Origin of the sequence: Azomonas agilis, from assembly GCF_007830255.1 — a bacterium.
GTDB classification, from domain to species: domain Bacteria; phylum Pseudomonadota; class Gammaproteobacteria; order Pseudomonadales; family Pseudomonadaceae; genus Azomonas; species Azomonas agilis.
The window spans coordinates 88,116-105,631 of sequence record NZ_VLKG01000011.1 but is presented as its reverse complement, the minus strand read 5'-3'; the positions used below and the strand labels follow the sequence as shown (position 1 = coordinate 105,631).

At 53.6% G+C, this 17,516-nt stretch carries 20 protein-coding genes and 1 pseudogene; 3 read left to right on the top strand and 18 right to left on the bottom strand.

The window, feature by feature from the left end; all coding sequences use genetic code 11:
• Together LX59_RS13370 and bioD are read left to right on the top strand one after the other, a co-directional pair.
• A partial coding sequence (locus LX59_RS13370) for an RNA-guided endonuclease InsQ/TnpB family protein (RefSeq protein ID WP_144572652.1) occupies positions 1-359 on the top strand: 359 nt, incomplete at its 5' end.
• Positions 360-391: 32 nt separating this feature from the next.
• Positions 392-1,066, top strand: coding sequence for a dethiobiotin synthase (bioD, locus tag LX59_RS13365; RefSeq protein ID WP_144572649.1), 675 nt, complete (start codon positions 392-394; stop codon positions 1,064-1,066).
• 1 nt (position 1,067) lies between these two features.
• On the opposite strand, the gene LX59_RS13360 is transcribed toward bioD, so the two are convergent.
• Positions 1,068-3,293 carry a primosomal protein N' gene (locus tag LX59_RS13360; protein WP_144572645.1) on the bottom strand — a complete coding sequence of 742 codons (2,226 nt, stop codon included), beginning with the start codon at positions 3,291-3,293 and terminating at the stop codon, positions 1,068-1,070.
• A 54-nt stretch (positions 3,294-3,347) separates the two neighbouring features.
• Complete coding sequence (locus LX59_RS13355; RefSeq protein WP_144572642.1) at positions 3,348-3,701, bottom strand: NADH:ubiquinone oxidoreductase; 354 nt, start codon at positions 3,699-3,701, stop codon at positions 3,348-3,350.
• A 27-nt stretch (positions 3,702-3,728) separates the two neighbouring features.
• Here LX59_RS13355 and LX59_RS13350 point away from each other — a divergent pair, with 27 nt between their 5' ends.
• Entirely contained in the window at positions 3,729-4,682 is a 954-nt protein-coding gene (locus LX59_RS13350; RefSeq protein WP_144572639.1) for a CobW family GTP-binding protein, read from the top strand.
• On the opposite strand, the gene LX59_RS13345 is transcribed toward LX59_RS13350, so the two are convergent.
• The 16 genes and pseudogenes from LX59_RS13345 to mnmG all read right to left on the bottom strand — a co-directional run bounded on the left by LX59_RS13345 (position 4,679) and on the right by mnmG (position 17,515).
• On the bottom strand, positions 4,679-5,134 hold the full coding sequence (locus LX59_RS13345; protein WP_144572635.1) for a DUF3301 domain-containing protein: 456 nt from the start codon (positions 5,132-5,134) through the stop codon (positions 4,679-4,681). The genes LX59_RS13350 and LX59_RS13345 overlap by 4 nt on opposite strands.
• Before the next feature lie 81 nt (positions 5,135-5,215).
• Positions 5,216-5,620, bottom strand: a complete 405-nt coding sequence (locus tag LX59_RS13340; protein ID WP_144572673.1) for an SMI1/KNR4 family protein — start codon at positions 5,618-5,620, stop codon at positions 5,216-5,218.
• A gap of 97 nt (positions 5,621-5,717) precedes the next feature.
• Positions 5,718-6,146, bottom strand: coding sequence for a F0F1 ATP synthase subunit epsilon (locus LX59_RS13335; RefSeq protein WP_144572632.1), 429 nt, complete (start codon positions 6,144-6,146; stop codon positions 5,718-5,720).
• Positions 6,147-6,257: 111 nt separating this feature from the next.
• A pseudogene (gene atpC, locus LX59_RS13330) lies at positions 6,258-6,524 on the bottom strand (ATP synthase F1 subunit epsilon); the annotation flags it as partial.
• Positions 6,525-6,602: 78 nt separating this feature from the next.
• Positions 6,603-7,979: a F0F1 ATP synthase subunit beta gene (atpD, locus tag LX59_RS13325; protein WP_144572626.1), complete on the bottom strand. Its 1,377-nt coding sequence runs from the start codon at positions 7,977-7,979 to the stop codon at positions 6,603-6,605.
• Between the two features lie 30 nt (positions 7,980-8,009).
• A complete protein-coding gene (atpG, locus tag LX59_RS13320; RefSeq protein WP_144572623.1) occupies positions 8,010-8,870 on the bottom strand; it encodes a F0F1 ATP synthase subunit gamma in 861 nt (286 codons plus the stop codon).
• Between the two features lie 49 nt (positions 8,871-8,919).
• On the bottom strand, positions 8,920-10,464 hold the full coding sequence (gene atpA, locus LX59_RS13315) for a F0F1 ATP synthase subunit alpha (RefSeq protein ID WP_144572620.1): 1,545 nt from the start codon (positions 10,462-10,464) through the stop codon (positions 8,920-8,922).
• A 15-nt stretch (positions 10,465-10,479) separates the two neighbouring features.
• Complete coding sequence (locus LX59_RS13310; protein ID WP_144572617.1) at positions 10,480-11,013, bottom strand: F0F1 ATP synthase subunit delta; 534 nt, start codon at positions 11,011-11,013, stop codon at positions 10,480-10,482.
• 12 nt (positions 11,014-11,025) lie between these two features.
• A complete protein-coding gene (locus LX59_RS13305; protein ID WP_144572614.1) occupies positions 11,026-11,496 on the bottom strand; it encodes a F0F1 ATP synthase subunit B in 471 nt (156 codons plus the stop codon).
• Between the two features lie 93 nt (positions 11,497-11,589).
• On the bottom strand, positions 11,590-11,832 hold the full coding sequence (gene atpE, locus LX59_RS13300) for a F0F1 ATP synthase subunit C (RefSeq protein ID WP_144572611.1): 243 nt from the start codon (positions 11,830-11,832) through the stop codon (positions 11,590-11,592).
• A 78-nt stretch (positions 11,833-11,910) separates the two neighbouring features.
• Positions 11,911-12,732 (bottom strand): F0F1 ATP synthase subunit A, encoded by an 822-nt coding sequence (atpB, locus tag LX59_RS13295; RefSeq protein WP_144572608.1) that lies wholly within the window; start codon positions 12,730-12,732, stop codon positions 11,911-11,913.
• 14 nt (positions 12,733-12,746) lie between these two features.
• Complete coding sequence (locus tag LX59_RS13290; protein ID WP_144572605.1) at positions 12,747-13,145, bottom strand: F0F1 ATP synthase subunit I; 399 nt, start codon at positions 13,143-13,145, stop codon at positions 12,747-12,749.
• A 133-nt stretch (positions 13,146-13,278) separates the two neighbouring features.
• Entirely contained in the window at positions 13,279-14,157 is an 879-nt protein-coding gene (locus LX59_RS13285; RefSeq protein ID WP_144572602.1) for a ParB/RepB/Spo0J family partition protein, read from the bottom strand.
• Positions 14,158-14,174: 17 nt separating this feature from the next.
• Positions 14,175-14,954, bottom strand: a complete 780-nt coding sequence (locus LX59_RS13280; protein WP_144572600.1) for a ParA family protein — start codon at positions 14,952-14,954, stop codon at positions 14,175-14,177.
• An 18-nt stretch (positions 14,955-14,972) separates the two neighbouring features.
• The gene (gene rsmG / locus LX59_RS13275; protein WP_144572597.1) at positions 14,973-15,620 is read right to left on the bottom strand and encodes a 16S rRNA (guanine(527)-N(7))-methyltransferase RsmG; all 648 of its coding nucleotides are present in this window, start codon (positions 15,618-15,620) and stop codon (positions 14,973-14,975) included.
• Complete coding sequence (gene mnmG / locus LX59_RS13270; protein WP_144572593.1) at positions 15,620-17,515, bottom strand: tRNA uridine-5-carboxymethylaminomethyl(34) synthesis enzyme MnmG; 1,896 nt, start codon at positions 17,513-17,515, stop codon at positions 15,620-15,622. Before mnmG ends, rsmG begins: the two co-directional genes overlap by 1 nt.
• Position 17,516: the final 1 nt, after the last annotated feature.

Sequence of the window (17,516 nt, the reverse complement as noted above, 5' to 3'; positions counted from 1 at the left end):
AACTGGTGAACCGTGCCGGTGCAATCTACGTTGGTAATGTGAAATCTTCCTTACTCACTCAAACCAAGCTGGCCAAATCCGTACTGGATGCGGGATGGGGCCTGCTCAAAACCATGCTGGAATACAAGTGCGCGGGCGCAGGCATTGTTTTTAAAGCAGTGAACGAGGCGTACACCACCCAAACCTGCTCGAATTGCGGCGCATTGCCCGATTCAAGGCCGAAAGGTATCGCAGGACTTGGAATAAGAGAATGGACATGCAGTGCCTGTGGTGTCAGGCACGACCGCGATATCAACGCGGCTAAGAACATGCTTGCGGTCGGGCATGGCCGTCCAGTAGTGGGAATCCCTGTCCTTTAGGGCGGGGAGGATGTCAACGGAGGAGTTTTTACGTGAGCCAAGCCTTTTTTATTGCCGGTACGGACACGGAAATAGGCAAAACTACCATTGCCACTGCTTTATTACGCCGAGCACGTCATCAAGGCTATTCCACGGCCGCCTGTAAGCCAGTCGCATCCGACTGCCAAGCAACGCCAGAAGGCTTACGTAACGCAGATGCCTTGAGTTTGCAAGCGGAGTGCTCGCTGCCCCTGTCCTATGCGCAGGTCAATCCTTGGGCTTTTGCCCCGGCTATTGCGCCTCACCTTGCTGCCCGTGAGCAAGGCTTAGAACTCCACCCAGAAGCTTTGATACAGGCTGTGCGTCCCATCCTGGCTTTGGGCGCTGATCTTACCTTGATTGAGGGAGCTGGAGGTTGGCGGGTACCACTGAACGCGCAACAGTATTTATCTGATGTCGCAATAGGCTTGGGTATTCCCGTCATTTTGGTGGTGGGTGTGCGCTTAGGCTGTATTAGTCACGCTTGTTTGACGGCTGAAGCCATTCTACGGGATGGTTTGAGTCTGGCCGGTTGGGTGGCCAATGTGATTGATTCTAAGGTCGCCCGTTTGCCTGAGGTATTGGACAGCCTACAACAGCACTTGCCGGCTCCCTGTCTGGGGCAAGTGCCTTATATGCCCTCGGTGGACTTGGGGGTTATGGCGCAGCAACTGATCCTTCCTCGCTGAGCTAAACCTCCAGAGGGTCAACATCTAATATCCAGCGAATCCGTTTGGCCTCTGGCAATAGCGCTACATTCGGAATCCACTGATCCAACAGACGATGCAAAGCGCCTCGGGTTTGGGCCTGAACTAACAATTGGGCACGATGCCAACCGGCTTTGCGCTCCATTAAGGCTGGAATAGGGCCGAGTAATTCAACCGAGGTTAAGGCGGAGTCTAGCTGCTGCATATCTTCGGCTAGGGTGCGAATCTGCTCCAAAAAATCCTCAGCCTGCTGTGGTTGGCGGGCTTCGGCTCGAATCAATACCATATGGCTGAAGGGCGGCAAACAGGCGGCTTGGCGTTCTGCTAAGGCTTGGTCGGCAAAGGCAAAGTAACCTTGTTCGGTCAACTGCACCAGTAAGGGATGGTCGGCTAGGTGACTTTGAATAATGACTTGGCCTTTATGCCCTGCTCGCCCCGCCCGGCCTGCCACCTGAGTGATCTGCTGTGCCATGTGTTCGGCGGCGCGAAAGTCTGCGGAAAAGAGTCCGCCGTCGGCATCCAAAATAGCTACCAAGGTTACGTGGGGGAAGTGGTGCCCCTTGGCTAGCATTTGTGTCCCGACCAAAATGCAGGGCTTACCCTCGTTAATGCGCTGCAAAATCTGGTCTAGGCTGTCTTTACGGCGGGTACTGTCGCGATCTACGCGCAATACCGGATACTGAGGAAAGAGACTTCCTAACCGCTGCTCGGCTCGTTCTGTGCCCGCCCCTATGGGGCGTAAATCTTGTTGCTGACATTGAGGGCACTGAGTCGGCAGCGGTTCATGGTAGTCACAGTGATGGCAATGCAAACGCCCCGTCTGTTGGTGCAAGGTCATGCGTGCATCGCAGTGCGGGCAAAGGCTAAACCAGCCGCAGTGGTGGCAGAGCAATGTCGGGGCATAGCCGCGCCGATTGAGGAATACCAGTACCTGTTGCCCTGCGGCTAAGGTTTGTCGGATAGCTTGTTGCAATGGCCCCGAGATTCCTGCGTCCAGTACCAGATTTTTAACATCTAAACGCCAGAAGTCGGGTAACGCGGCGTGCCCGGCACGTTGTTCTAACTTCAATAGGGCGTAACGTCCAGTATGGGCATTGTGCAGGCTTTCCAGTGAGGGGGTTGCAGAGCCCAATACCACGGGAATCTGCTCCATATGGGCCCGTACTACGGCCAAATCCCGTGCCTGATAACGCAGGCTTTCTTGCTGCTTGTAGGAGGTATCGTGCTCCTCATCCACAATAATCAGGCCGGGGTTTAATAACGGTGTGAACAAGGCCGAGCGCGTGCCGATCACAATATCAGCATTTCCGCTCCGGGCTTCCAGCCAAGCATCCAAGCGGGCGCGATCGGTAAGTCCTGAGTGCAGTACCACAATACGAGCATTAAAACGCTGCTGAAACCGCGCTAGGGTTTGGGGACTGAGGTTGATTTCGGGAATTAGAATTAGGCTCTGTTTACCCGCCAGCAGCATTTGGTGTACCAGATGTAGATAAACCTCGGTTTTGCCGCTGCCGGTAACCCCTGCTAGTAAAAAGCACTGAAAGTGACCGAAGCGACTCTTGACCGCCTCGTACGCATTGCGTTGTTCAGAATTGAGCGCTAATTGCGCTTCTAATAGCCAACTGCCTTGGTGGGTTTTAGGTTCTGGGAGGTCGTTACAGGCCGTTATGCGTACCAATCCCTTGTTACGCAGACTATTGAGGGCTTCACGGCTGAGTTGCAACCGAGGCAACAACTCCTCCGCGACTCCTTGAGGGTGTTGTGCCAGTACCCGCAAGGCTTCGCGTTGGCGTGGGGCACGCTGCACACGCGGATCGTCCAGACTTAGGTTCGGCTCCACCTGCCATAGCCAGCGCGGTTTAAATTGGGCTGGCTCTCCTTGGGTTAATAGGTTGGGCAACATCACCGCTAGCGTATCGCCCAGACTGTGTTGGTAATACTGTGCTGTCCAACGTGCTAAGCGAAATACTGGGGCAGGCAGTAAGGGGCTGTCGTCCAGTAGAGCTAGGGCGGGCCTTAAACGCTCAGTGGGAACTTCGGACTGGCTGACGACTTCGATCAATAGGCCCACCAGCTCACGCCGTCCAAAAGGAACGCGCACGCGAACCCCAGCCAATAGACTGCTGATTGGAGTGCCCACGGGAGCCCAATAGTCAAACAAAGCGCGTAACGGAGAGGGCAAGGCGATACGCAAGATGGGTTGGGACAAATAAGCCTCCAAAGCACAGCACAATCAGGAAAAAACCAGAACACACCACTAGAGTTAACGCATCCAAACCCCGCGCCGTCGTTTACAGTCTTGCTGCACATGCGCGGGGATCTGGTTTGCGTAATAAAATACATCCTGCCGGTAGGTTGTGTTGCCTACCTGAGCGTTGCGGCAAGCGGCCTGAAAGCCCAAAGGACACTGAGCCATCAGCTTGGAGTTGACGTGATGACCCTCGGGTTGGGCCACACAAAACCCCGACCGAAACAGATGAGGTGGGATACTGCGATTTTGTTGGCAGCGGATTAATGGCTCCTCGGCTTTAGCGGAATACACCGCACAGGCTTCAGCCTGAACCTGAGTACAAACCCCTAGTCCGATCAACAGCCCCAGCAGCCTTAAGCCAAACATGCCCTATCCTCAATGGAGTCTTATTCCATGCTGTATGATATTCCCACTCATCTGATCGCGGGATCTTTAGGCGCTGGAAAAACCTCATTCATACAGGCGCTATTGAAGCAAAAACCGGCCTCAGAGCGTTGGGCAGTGTGTATCAATGAATTTGGCCAACTGGGTTTGGATGCGGCCTTACTGCATGTGGATGCTCAGACCCAAGTGGCTGAAATCGCGGGCGGTTGTCTGTGTTGTATCCAAGGAATTCCCTTTCAGATTGGCCTGAATCGCCTGCTGCGCCGCGCTCGACCGGATCGGCTATTGATTGAGCCTTCAGGGTTAGGGCATCCCCTCAGCCTGTATCAACAACTGCAACAGACTCCTTGGCGGGGCATGTTACGGGTACTGCCACCGGTTTTGGTGCTGGATGCTCCGGCTCTGATGGCAGGACAGGCTCTATCCCCAGAGCAACAGGCGTTATTAGCCCTTAATCCGCTAATCTTGCTGAATAAAACTGAAGGATTATCAGAGCTACAGATTCAAAACCTAAGCCAAGGCTGGTCGCCATTGGAGTGTTATGCCACTCGTCATGGTTATTTGCCCTTGGAAAAGCTGCCCGGATTTCAGCCCATTCCTGCACAGTCTGCGCCTATGGCGTTAGATGCAGCTCCCAAGGCCTGCCCTTGGCAGCGTTTAGAGGCTGCCGAATGCCATACCCAACAACAAGAAAGCGCTTGGAGCATCAGTTGGCGTTGGCCTGCGGCTCAGCAGTTTGACCTGCAACGCCTTCAGCACTGGCTAAAGAGCTTGCCTTGGATGCGAGCTAAGTTAATCGTCCACAGCTTAGAGGGTTGGTATTCAGCCAATGCACTGGCAGGATCGAGACTGAGCTTTCAAGCCAGCGAATGGCGGCGCGATTCGCGGATTGAGCTGATTTTTGCTCAGGCACAGGATCAAGCGCTGCTCAGCCAAACCCTGGAAGCATGTTGCCGTTTTTAACCTTGAGGCCTAACTTTGGTTTTAGGGTGTTGTTTGCGCCAATCGGCTAAGGAAACCACCTGTCCATTGGGATGATTGCTGGCCTCTTTGGTAGGCTTTAGTGTGTAAACGGAGCCTTCGGATGCTTTGCGGGTGATGGGTTGCAGGTGTGGCTCTAGGCTAATCCGCCCCGGATTTTTACTAAACATGGTGATGCTGCCTTGATAGCGCTGCTCACCGGTTACGGTAAATTCAAAGGCATATATCCAAATGATGCGCTTAGTTCCGTACAGGTCATAGGCCCAGTCGAGCTTCTGAAAAGCAACGTACTCATCCAGCAACACTAAGTCCAGTTTAGTGCAGTGCTGTTTTACTCGGGCTAGGGCTGCCTCTCGAATGCCTTGGGCGTACCATAGGCTGGCGAGCACTAAGATGACGAATAACCACAGTGAAAAAGAGATCAAGCTGGACATGGCGGCACCCAAGGAATAACAGCGTTATGACAGAGCCTTATAGCGAGATTGGCCTATAAGGATATTGCGCCTTGGTCTAGCTTACTCCAGCCAGACCTCTTCGACCCAGTGCCAAACCGAATCCCATTGCTCGTCGGTCAACTCTGCATTTGCTCCTTCCCAGCGTAACACCTTGCCTTCCATATCCACGAGGTAGTAATCGTGTCCGTCTTGGCACAGGGGCACTAAATGGCGAGGCACCCCTAAATCCCAAGCCATAGCCGCCACTTCAGGCAGATAGGTGTGGGATCTGGGATCAGCAGCCGTAACCGGCTCCAAGCGGCCATACACCACATCACTGACCTGTAGCAAAAACAGGCGTAGATCGTAGGGAATACCGATCAGCAGTTCTTCTTCCACCTCTACTAAAAGGTCTTCGTCAGGCAGTTCCAAAGGCACTGGAATGCGTTCATTGCGTGCTCGAAGCTGCTCAATTACCTCTTCAATCTCCATAGGGGCTCTCGTATTAGCGGGTAAAATATGGGCTAAGGATAAAAAAAGGCAGCCTAAGCTGCCCTTTTTATTCTGCGCCTCAATATACGGCTTAGTGACGACCGTATTTTTTACGCAATTCTTCAATCGTGCGCAATTGAGCCATAGCAGCCGCCAAGTGAGCAGAGGCAGCGCCGTAGTCAAACTCGGCTCCTTTCTCGCTGAGGGCTTTTTCAGCAGCCAACATAGCTTCTTTAGCCGCTGCCTCATCGATATCTTTAGCGCGAATAGCAGTATCCGCCAGCACTTTAACCATATTCGGCTGTACTTCAACGAAGCCGCCGGATACGTAGAAAATCTCTTCCTGACCACCCTGCTTAATCACTCGCACCGGCCCCGGCTTAAGTGAGCTCAGCAAAGGTGTATGGCCCATGAGGATACCCAAGTCACCCTGAGCACCGTGTACGATGACCATTTCCGCCAGGCCTGAGAACAGCTCTTCTTCTGCACTGACGATATCGCAATGAACTGTCATAGCCATATCATGCCTCGGTTAGCAGCAACGGCAGAATGAACAAAGCTCTACCATCACCTCAGGCGAGCCCTAGGGGCTCTTATTACAGTTTTGGCTCATTCAATCACGCTGTGCCGTGTCGTTAGCGCGGACAGCCATATCAGCCAGTACCTTAACCGTACTCGGTTGCACTTCAACGAAGCCACCGGATACGTGGAAAACCTCTTCCTGACCACCTTGCTTAATCACTCGCACCGAACCCGGCTTAAGTGAAGTCAGCAAAGGCGTATGGCCGATGAGGATACCCAAGTCACCCTGGGCACCGCATACAATGACCATTTCTACCAGTCCAGAGAACAGCTCTTCTCCTGCACTGACGATATCGCAATGAATTGTCATAGCCATACCAATTGCCTTGGTCACAGCGATGGCAGAACTTAAGGCTCTGCCATCGCCTCAGGCGATCCCCTTACGGGGCTTTTATTACAGCTTTTTGGCTTTCTCGATGGCTTCGTCGATGCCACCAACCATGTAGAAGGCTTGTTCTGGAATGTGGTCAAACTCACCTTTCAGAATGCCTTGGAAGCCACGGATGGTTTCTTTCAGAGGCACGTATTTACCTGGAGAACCGGTGAATACTTCGGCCACAAAGAAAGGCTGAGACAAGAAGCGCTGAATCTTACGCGCACGGGCTACCAGCAGTTTGTCCTGCTCGGACAGCTCGTCCATACCCAGAATGGCGATGATGTCTTTCAGCTCTTTGTAGCGCTGTAGAACATACTGAACGCCACGAGCGGTATCGTAGTGGTCTTGACCTACAACCAGCGGATCCAACTGACGAGAAGTAGAGTCCAGAGGATCAACCGCTGGGTAGATACCCAGAGAGGCGATGTCACGAGACAGTACTACAGTCGCGTCCAAGTGAGCGAAGGTGGTCGCCGGGCTTGGGTCAGTCAAGTCATCCGCAGGAACGTATACGGCTTGTACGGAGGTGATGGAGCCGGTTTTGGTAGAGGTGATGCGCTCTTGCAGAACGCCCATTTCCTCAGCCAGAGTAGGCTGATAACCTACCGCTGAAGGCATACGACCCAGCAGAGCGGATACTTCGGTACCGGCCAGAGTGTAACGATAGATGTTGTCGACGAACAACAGTACGTCACGACCTTCGTCACGGAACTTCTCAGCCATGGTCAGGCCAGTCAGCGCCACGCGCAGACGGTTGCCTGGTGGCTCGTTCATTTGACCGTAGACCAGAGCTACTTTGTCCAGAACGTTGGAGTCTTTCATCTCGTGATAGAAGTCGTTACCTTCACGAGTACGCTCGCCCACGCCAGCGAACACAGAGTAACCGCTGTGCTCCATAGCGATGTTGCGGATCAGCTCCATCATGTTTACGGTTTTGCCCACACCGGCGCCACCGAACAGACCGACTTTACCGCCCTTAGCAAAGGGGCAAACCAGGTCGATTACCTTGATACCGGTTTCCAGCAGGTCGTTACCGCCGGCTTGCTCAGCATAGCTAGGAGCAGCACGGTGAATGGTCCAACGCTCTTCCTCACCGATGGGGCCAGCCTCATCGATGGGGTTACCCAGTACGTCCATGATGCGGCCCAGTGTGGCAGCGCCCACAGGAACAGCAATGGCAGAACCGGTGTTACTTACGTCCAGACCACGCTTTAAGCCCTCAGTAGAGCCCATGGCGATGGAACGAACAATGCCGTCGCCCAGCTGTTGCTGAACTTCCAGCGTAGTCTCTGCGCCAACAACTTTCAGCGCGTCGTAGACATTCGGTACCTGATCGCGCGGGAATTCCACGTCGATAACGGCGCCGATGATTTGAACGATACGTCCGCTACTCATTTATGGTTCCTCTGAATATTTGAACCGTTCTTAAACCGCGGCAGCGCCGCCGACGATTTCCGAAATTTCCTGTGTGATCGCAGCCTGACGCGCCTTGTTGTAGATCAGTTGCAGGTCTTTGATCAGCTGGCCAGCGTTGTCGGTGGCATTTTTCATGGCGATCATCCGCGCAGCCTGCTCAGCCGCTGCGTTTTCCACCACCGCTTGATAAACTTGCGACTCTACATAGCGAACCAGCAGCGAATCGAGCAACTGATAGGCATCAGGTTCATACAAATAATCCCAAGCCCGCTCAGCAGTTTCACCCTTGCTGGCCTCTAAAGGCAGCAATTGCTCCACGGTTGGCTTCTGGGTCATGGTATTGATGAACTTGTTCGATACCAGATACAACTGATCTATCTTGCCTTCGTTAAAGGCATCCAGCATTACCTTAACGCTGCCGATCAGACTGTTTACGGAGGGCGCTTCACCCAAGTTACCGATGGCCGCAACGATGTTGCCGCCGTAACTGCGGAAGAAACTGGCTCCCTTATTACCGATCACACAAAGGTCAGCTTGCACACCTTGGTCGTGCCAGCTCTTCATGCTCTTGATCAGCGCCTTGAACAGGTTGATGTTCAAGCCACCGCACAGACCACGATCAGAAGAAACCAGAATGTACCCGACGCGCTTAACCGGACGATCGACCATGAAGGGATGACGGTATTCTGGGTTAGCATTGGCTAAATGGCCAATAACCTGACGAATCCGCTCCGCATAAGGACGGCTGGCAGCCATGCGCAGTTGAGCTTTGCGCATTTTGCTGACCGCCACTTTTTCCATGGCGCTGGTGATCTTCTGCGTGCTTTTGATGCTCGCAATCTTGCTGCGAATCTCTTTTGCGCCTGCCATTTGACACCTTTCAGGTTAGCAGGCGGGGATCAAAGATCCCCGCTGCGGCTTACCAGGACTGGGTGGCCTTGAACTTCTCGATACCGGCTTTGATACCTGCATCGATTTCGTCGTTGAAGTCACCTTTCTCGTTGATCTTGGCCAGCAGATCAGCTTTCTCACGTTGGAAATAGCCGAGTAAGGCTTGCTCGAAAGCACCGACCTTAGCTACTTCAACATCTTGTAAGAAGCCACGCTCAGCGGCATACAGAGAAATGGACATTTCAGCCACAGACATGGGCGCAAATTGTTTTTGCTTCATCAGCTCAGTAACGCGCTGACCATGCTCCAACTGCTTGCGAGTTGCCTCATCCAGATCGGAAGCAAACTGGGCAAAGGCTGCCAGTTCACGGTACTGAGCCAGAGCGGTACGGATACCACCGGACAGTTTCTTAACGATCTTAGTTTGAGCCGCACCACCCACACGGGATACCGAAATACCGGCGTTCACAGCAGGGCGCAGGCCCGAGTTGAACATGCCAGATTCTAGGAAGATCTGACCGTCAGTGATGGAGATCACGTTGGTCGGAACGAAGGCGGATACGTCACCGGCTTGAGTTTCGATGATCGGCAGAGCGGTCAGAGAACCGGTTTTGCCCGTCACAGCGCCGTTGGTGAACTTCTCAACGTACTCTTCAGAAACGCGAGAAGCGCGCTCCAGCAGACGGCTGTGGAGATAGAACACATCGCCAGGATAGGCTTCACGACCTGGCGGACGGCGCAGCAGTAGGGAGATTTGACGGTAAGCAACGGCTTGCTTGGACAGATCATCATAAACGATCAGAGCGTCTTCGCCGCGGTCACGGAAGTACTCACCCATGGTGCAACCGGCGTAAGGAGCCAGGTATTGCAGAGCAGCGGACTCAGAAGCAGAGGCTGCAACCACAATAGTGTTGGCCAGAGCGCCGTGCTCTTCCAGTTTGCGTACTACGTTGGCAATGGTCGATTGCTTCTGACCAATGGCCACGTAAACGCATTTAATACCACTGTCTTTCTGGTTGATGATCGCGTCGATGGCCAGAGCGGTTTTACCGATCTGACGGTCACCGATGATCAGCTCGCGCTGACCACGACCTACCGGGATCATGGCATCAACGGATTTGTAGCCAGTCTGAACAGGCTGGTCTACGGATTTACGCCAAATTACGCCGGGCGCTACCTTCTCAACCGCATCGGTCAACTGATTGTTCAGCGGGCCTTTACCGTCAATGGGGTTACCCAGAGCGTCAACAACGCGACCCAGCAGTTCAGGGCCAACCGGAACTTCCAGAATACGGCCAGTGCACTTAGCACTCATGCCTTCTTTCAGACCTAGGTAGCTACCCAGAACTACAGCACCTACAGAATCACGCTCTAAGTTGAGCGCCATACCATAGACACCACCGGGAAATTCGATCATTTCGCCATACATCACATCGGCCAGTCCGTAGATACGGACGATACCGTCGGACACGCTGACGACCGTGCCCTCATTACGTGCTTGTGCCGAAACATCAAGCTGAGCGATACGCTGCTTGATAATTTCGCTTATTTCGGAAGGATTCAGTTGCTGCATGCCATGTCCCTCAAATCAGGATTTTAACGCTTCGGCTAACTGGCTCAGCTTGCCGCGGACCGAACCATCAATCACCACATCACCGGCGCGGATAACCAGACCGCCGATCAGTGCAGGATTTACTTCCTGCTGGAGGTTGACGGTACGATCGAGCCGCTTCGACAGGGAGGCAGCCAGGGTTTGAAGTTGCTCTTCGCTCAACTCGTAAGCGGTTTCCACTTCTACCGTGATGCTTTTTTCAGCCTCAAGTTTGAGAGCCTCAAAAGTTTCAAAAATAGTGGGGATAACCTCTAAGCGATCATTTTCACCTAGAGTTGCTACGAAATTGCAAAACGCTTTATCGGTGTCACCCAACAGACTGATCAGAGCTTCTACCTTAGTCGCTTGAGTCAGTTTAGGGTTGCCGATCAGTTCAGCCATCTCTGGGTTTTTTACAATGCTGGCTGCCTGACTGAGCAGTGCGAACCAAACATCAATTTGCCCTGTTTGAGTGGCCAGCTCGAAAGCAGCTTTTGCATAGGGCCGAGCAAGCGGCTGGTTATTGATCATCGCTTGCCTCGCTTAGAGTTGAGAGGCCAGTTTTTCGACCAGACCGTTGTGTACCTGGGCATCCACTTGGGATTGCAGGATTTGCTCCGCACCCTGAATAGCCAGAGCGGCTACTTGGCTGCGCAGTTGATCCCGGGCGCGGTTCACTTCCTGTTCGATCTCAGCCTTAGCGCTTGCGATCAGTCGCTCACCTTCGATGCGAGCCTGCTCTTTGGCTTCTTCGATGATCGTATTGGCATGCTTATTAGCTTGCTCAATGATCTGGGTAGCCTGCTCTTTAGTTTCCTTCAAGGTGTTGGAAACTTTTTCTTGAGCAAGTTTCAGATCGTTCTGGGCACGCCCGGCAGCATCCAATCCCTCGGCGATTTTCTTCTGGCGTTCTTGCATGGCCTGAGTAATGGGTGGCCATACATTTTTCATGCAAAACCAGACGAAAATAGCGAAGGCGATCGTTTGACCAAACAGCGTCAAGTTAATGTTCACAGCGATTTACCTCGTGCTATCTCGTTCGACGCAGTTGTCGTTTCCATAAACAACGGGGCCCACTAAAGGAGCCCCATTGCCCTCAGGAAAGGCTTAGGCAGCGGCAACGCTGGGAGCGACAACGAAGATCAGGTACATCGCGATACCAACACCGATCATAGGAACGGCGTCAAGCAGACCAGCCATCAGGAAGGTTTTGGTTTGCAGTTGAGGGGCCAGCTCTGGTTGACGAGCAGTGGATTCCAGCAGTTTTCCGCCCAACAGAGCAAAGCCAATACCAGTGCCCAGAGCACCCAGACCGATCATGAGGGCAGCGGCAACGTAGACGAGTTCCATGTAAAGCTCCTGAAGCTAAAGTTTAGTTAAGGGTTTCTTTGGTGCGGGTAGTTTCTATTTTACTGTGTTAATCCAGGATCAGTGACTATGGTCTTCGTGCGCTGAACTCAGATATACAACAGTCAGTACCATGAAAATAAATGCCTGCAGTGGGATTACCAGAATATGGAAAATCGCCCAAGGCACATTCAAGGTCCATTGCGCCCAGAAAGGCAGCAGCGCGATCAGGATGAAGACCACCTCACCGGCATACATGTTTCCGAATAGACGCAAGGCCAAGCTCAGTGGCTTAGTCAGCAGACCCAGAATTTCAAGGAACAGGTTAAAAGGAACTAAAGACCAGTGATTAAAGGGCGTAAAGGCCAGCTCTTTGGTAAAGCCCAAGCCCCCTTTCACTTTGATGCTGTAGTAAATAATCAGAGCAAACACGCCAATGGACAGACCAAAGGTGCCATTAGGATCTGCTGTGGGAACAATCTTGAAGTAAGGAATGCCAATCAGATGCGCCAGACCCGGAATGTAATCGACGGGAATCCACTTCAGGCTGTTCATCAAAAACACCCAAACGAAGATGGTCAAGGCTAGAGGGGCAACCACTGGGTTACGACCGTGGAAGGTGTCGCGCATCATGCCTTCGACAAACTCGACACACATCTCAACCAAATTTTGCAGCTTACCCGGAACACCGGAGGTCGCGTTCACAGCCGCTTTTTGGAACAGCTTAATGAACAGCAAACCACACAATACTGACCACAGCATGGTGTCGACGTGAATAGCCCAAAATCCCATTTGAACGGCATCGTCTGCTGTTTTGGCAAACATCAAACCTTTTTCAGGGTGAAACCCCAAGGCTAGGTTTTGCAAGTGATGCTGTATATATTCAACCGGTGTGCTCGCCATAAACTCCTCGATATTCAATACTTCGGATTGTTTTTCACCAGCAGGAGCGCACTAGCTCCAGTGCCTAGCACCAGTAGATAGCCACTCAGTAGCGCTAAGGGCTCAAGCGGCTGCACTCCTACAAACACCAACGCAAAAAGCGCTGCTGTCAGAATCAATTTACCTATTTCACCGGCCCAAAAAGACTGAACAACGGCCCCTACCGAGCGCGCTCCGAAATACCGGAAAGCTTTGTAGGCAAAATAAAGGTTCGCTACCCAAGCAATCAGGCCACCTAACAAGCCTGAATACCCCGCAACAAAACCGAAAAATACGCCACACACTAGGGCTGCTGACAGGGCAATTAAGGCTTGTGCCAGCAACACTCGAAATACTGGGAGACGATGGAGGGGTGTCTGGTTGCGTCTGTTCACACGAATTCCGTCACCGTGACGGCAAGCCCGACAGGGCCACCGCTCCTAAAAATGCGCCGCGAGTATAGGGGCGGATACACCTAGGTTCAACCGTCTTGCAGCTTTTTGTGGTCATTTTCTAAGCTAATTCTTATTAGCGAATGTGTGCTAAAACCCCCTGCAACTCATCTAAAGAGTTATAGCGAATCACCAATTGTCCTTTGCCTTTTGCCGTGTGGCGAATCTGCACAGGAGCTCCTAAACATTCCGCCAACCGCTGCTCCAAGCGACTAATGTCAGGATCATCTGCTGCTGACTTAGCCGTTGGATTGGCCTCCTTTAACCATTGACGAACCAAAGCTTCGGTCTGGCGAACACTTAATCCTCGTGCGACAACATGCCGCGCGCCTTCAATCTGACGCTCATCCGGTAAACCCAATAAAGCACGCGCATGGCCCATTTCCAAATCGCCGTGGGCCAGCATGATTTTTACTTCTTCCGGCAAGGCCATTAACCGCATCAGGTTACTGATGCTGACACGGGACTTGCCCACGGCATCCGCCACTTGCTGCTGAGTCAGGTGGAATTCGTGCTGCAAACGTTGTAAGGCAATGGCTTCCTCAATCGGGTTGAGGTCTTCACGTTGGATGTTTTCGATCAAGGCCATAGCGATGGCCAGATCATCCGGTACTTCACGCACCAGTGCCGGAATTTTATCCAGACCGGCTTGCTGACTGGCTCGCCAACGGCGCTCTCCGGCAATGATTTCGTAGCGACCTGAAGCCACAGGTCTAACCACAATCGGCTGCATTACCCCTTGGGCTCGAATAGATTGAGCCAGCTCTTCTAAAGCAACAGGATCCATATCCCGTCTGGGTTGATAACGTCCGCGTTGTACCAGATCTAGGGGGAGGTGATGCAGCTCGCCTTGATCGCTCACTGGGGCGCTTACGCCTTCCTCCGTTGCTCCCGGTAGGCTGCCTCCTAGTAAGGCATCTAGCCCGCGTCCGAGCCCTCTTTTTCTTATGGCCATAAGGTCTCCTTAGCGTATTAGGTGCGAGTGGGGCGACGTTGGCGACGGGCCAACTCGCTGGCCAATGCCAGATAGGCTTGTGCCCCCTTGGACTGCCTGTCGTATTCCAAAACCGGCATGCCGTGACTGGGCGCTTCGGCCAAGCGAACATTGCGTGGGATGACCGTCTCGTATAACCGATCAGCAAAGTGGGCTTTCAGTTGCTCGGAAACTTGATTAGTCAGACTGCTACGCGGGTCGTACATGGTGCGCACAATGCCTTCAATCCTCAGTTCGGCATTCAAAGCCACCGCAATGCGCTGAATGGAGTTCACCAGATCGGTTAATCCCTCCAAGGCGTAGTATTCGCACTGCATGGGGATGATGACGCCATCCGCTGCTGCCAGCGCATTCACCGTCAGCATGGACAGCGAGGGCGGGCAGTCGATGAGGATGTAATCGTAGTTTTCCCGCACCGGGGCCAAGGCTTCGCGCAGGCGCTTTTCTTTGGCCGGCATGTTGAGTAGAGCTACTTCTGCCGCCGTTAAATCGCGGTTAGCCGGTAACAATTGATAGCCACCGTGCTCGGAAAAGTGCATAGCTTCTACAAGGCTGCATTTGCCGGTCAGTACGTCATACACCGAGTAGTCCAAACTCAGCTTGTCCACACCGCTACCGGTAGTGGCGTTGCCTTGAGGGTCTAAATCCAACAGCAACACCCGGCGGCGCGTTGCCACCAGTGAAGCCGCTAGGTTGACGCAGGTGGTTGTCTTGCCCACACCGCCCTTTTGATTGGCGATGGCGAATACTTTAGCCATGATCGGTTTCGTTCCAATTCATGAAATGCGGCGCAGTATCAGGAGGTGGCGCTGTCCTTGGCAACCGGGTACATCCAACACCTGAGTGTTTATTAACTGAAAATCCTCGGGTAAGGCTTGCAACTCATCGTCGGGATGCACGCCTTTCATGGCCAACCAGTGGGTATTTTGATCGCCCAAGTGCCGTGTCCAATCGGAAAAGTCGGCCAGCGAGCTGAAGGCCCGCGACACTATGCCCTCAAAAGGTAAGGCCGGTTGAAAGGCCTCCACCCGTTCATTGACTACGCTGAGGTTGGCCAGTTTGAGTTCCAACTTCACCTGAGTCAGGAAGCGCGTTTTCTTACCATTGGAGTCCAGTAGGGTGAATTGGCGCTCGGGAAAGGCAATCGCCAAGGGCACGCCGGGCATGCCTCCACCACTGCCCACATCCAACCAACAGGCTCCCAAAGGCTGCACTTGGGGCAGGATACTCAAGCTGTCCAACAAGTGCCGAGAAACCATTTCATTCGGGTCACGGACGGCGGTCAGGTTATAGGCTTTATTCCACTTGATCAGCAGAGACAGGTAGGCCAAAAGCTGCTCTTGCTGAGCCGCGTTCAGCACCAAGCCCAAACGCTGGATGCCTGAAGCCAACTCTTGCCTATGCTGCGGGGTAATCACCGACATTAGGCCTCCTGATCCGCTGTTTTACTCTGGGTGCTGCGCTTTTTCAGATGAATCATCAGCAGGGAGATCGCCGCAGGCGTTACGCCGGGAATACGCGAAGCTTGGCCTAGGGTTTGTGGACGCGCCTGAGTCAGCTTGTGCTGAATCTCCCGCGAGAGACCGGGAATGCCGCTGTACTCCAGATCCTCCGGCAGACGAATGTTTTCGCTGGCCTGCAAACGGCGAATTTCATCCTGCTGACGGTCGATGTACCCGGCGTATTTGGTTTGAATCTCGACCTGCTCGGCTACTTGGGGGTCTTCCACGCCCTCCCCTGTCAGCTCAACCAGAGCGGCGTAATCAATTTCCGGGCGGGTCAGCAGATTGAGTAAGCTGTACTCCCGTTGTAAGGCAGCACCAAAGCGCGCCTCAACTGCTTGAGCTACCGGACTTCCTGCTTGAATCCACGTAGTTTTCAGGCGTTGCTGCTCGCGTTCAATGCCTTCGCGCTTGCGTTCAAAAGCAGCCCAACGTGCATCGTCCACCAAGCCCAGTTCGCGGCCTTTTTCCGTTAGGCGCAGATCAGCGTTATCTTCACGCAGAATCAGACGGTATTCGGCCCGCGAAGTGAACATGCGGTAAGGCTCGGAAGTACCCAAAGTGATGAGGTCATCAATCAGCACGCCGATATAGGCCTCATCGCGGCGCGGATGCCAACTGTCTCGGCCTTGGGCGCGCAACGCAGCATTAGCTCCGGCCAGCAAGCCTTGAGCGGCCGCTTCTTCGTAGCCAGTGGTGCCGTTGATTTGTCCGGCAAAGAACAGCCCACCAATGGCCTTGGTTTCGAGGCTGTACTGCAAATCCTGCGGGTTAAAGTAATCGTATTCGATGGCATAGCCGGGACGCAGGATGTGGGCGTTTTCCAAACCGCGCATGGAGCGCACGATCTGCAACTGCACATCAAAGGGCAACGAGGTGGAAATGCCGTTGGGGTACAGCTCGTGGGTGGTCAGACCTTCCGGCTCCAGAAACACCTGATGGCTGTCTTTATCGGCGAAACGGTGGATTTTGTCCTCGATGGAGGGACAGTAACGCGGGCCAATGCCTTCAATCACCCCGGAATACATGGGCGAGCGATCCAGATTGCTGGCGATGATTTCGTGGGTGCGGGCATTGGTGTGGGTAATCCAGCAGCTCACTTGAGGCGGATGCTGATCCACCGAGCCCATAAAAGACATCACCGGCAGAGGCGTGTCACCGGGCTGCTCAGTCATCACGGAATAATCCACGCTGCGGCTGTCAATCCGTGGGGGCGTGCCGGTTTTTAAACGTCCGACCCGCAGCGGTAACTCGCGCAAACGGTGGGCAAGGTTGATGGAAGCAGGATCACCCGCCCGACCGCCGGAGTAGTGCTCTAGGCCAATATGGATCAGACCGCCGAGGAAGGTTCCAGCCGTCAACACCACGGCATCGCACAAAAAGCGCACGCCCATTTGGGTGACAACACCACGCACCTGATCTTGCTCAACGATTAAATCGTCACAGGGCTGCTGGAACAGCCACAGGTTGGGCTGATTTTCCAAAATATGGCGCATGGCCGCTTTGTACAGCACCCGATCGGCCTGAGCGCGAGTGGCCCGCACCGCTGGGCCCTTACGGCTGTTCAGCACGCGAAATTGAATGCCACCTTTATCGGTAGCAGTCGCCATAGCGCCACCGAGGGCATCCACTTCCTTCACCAGATGACTTTTACCGATGCCGCCAATGGCCGGGTTGCAACTCATCTGACCCAAGGTTTCGATATTGTGGGTCAGTAACAGGGTATTCACGCCCATGCGTGCCGCTGCCAGCGCGGCTTCAGCACCGGCATGGCCGCCACCGACGACGATCACGCCAAAACGGGAAGGAAAGTCCACA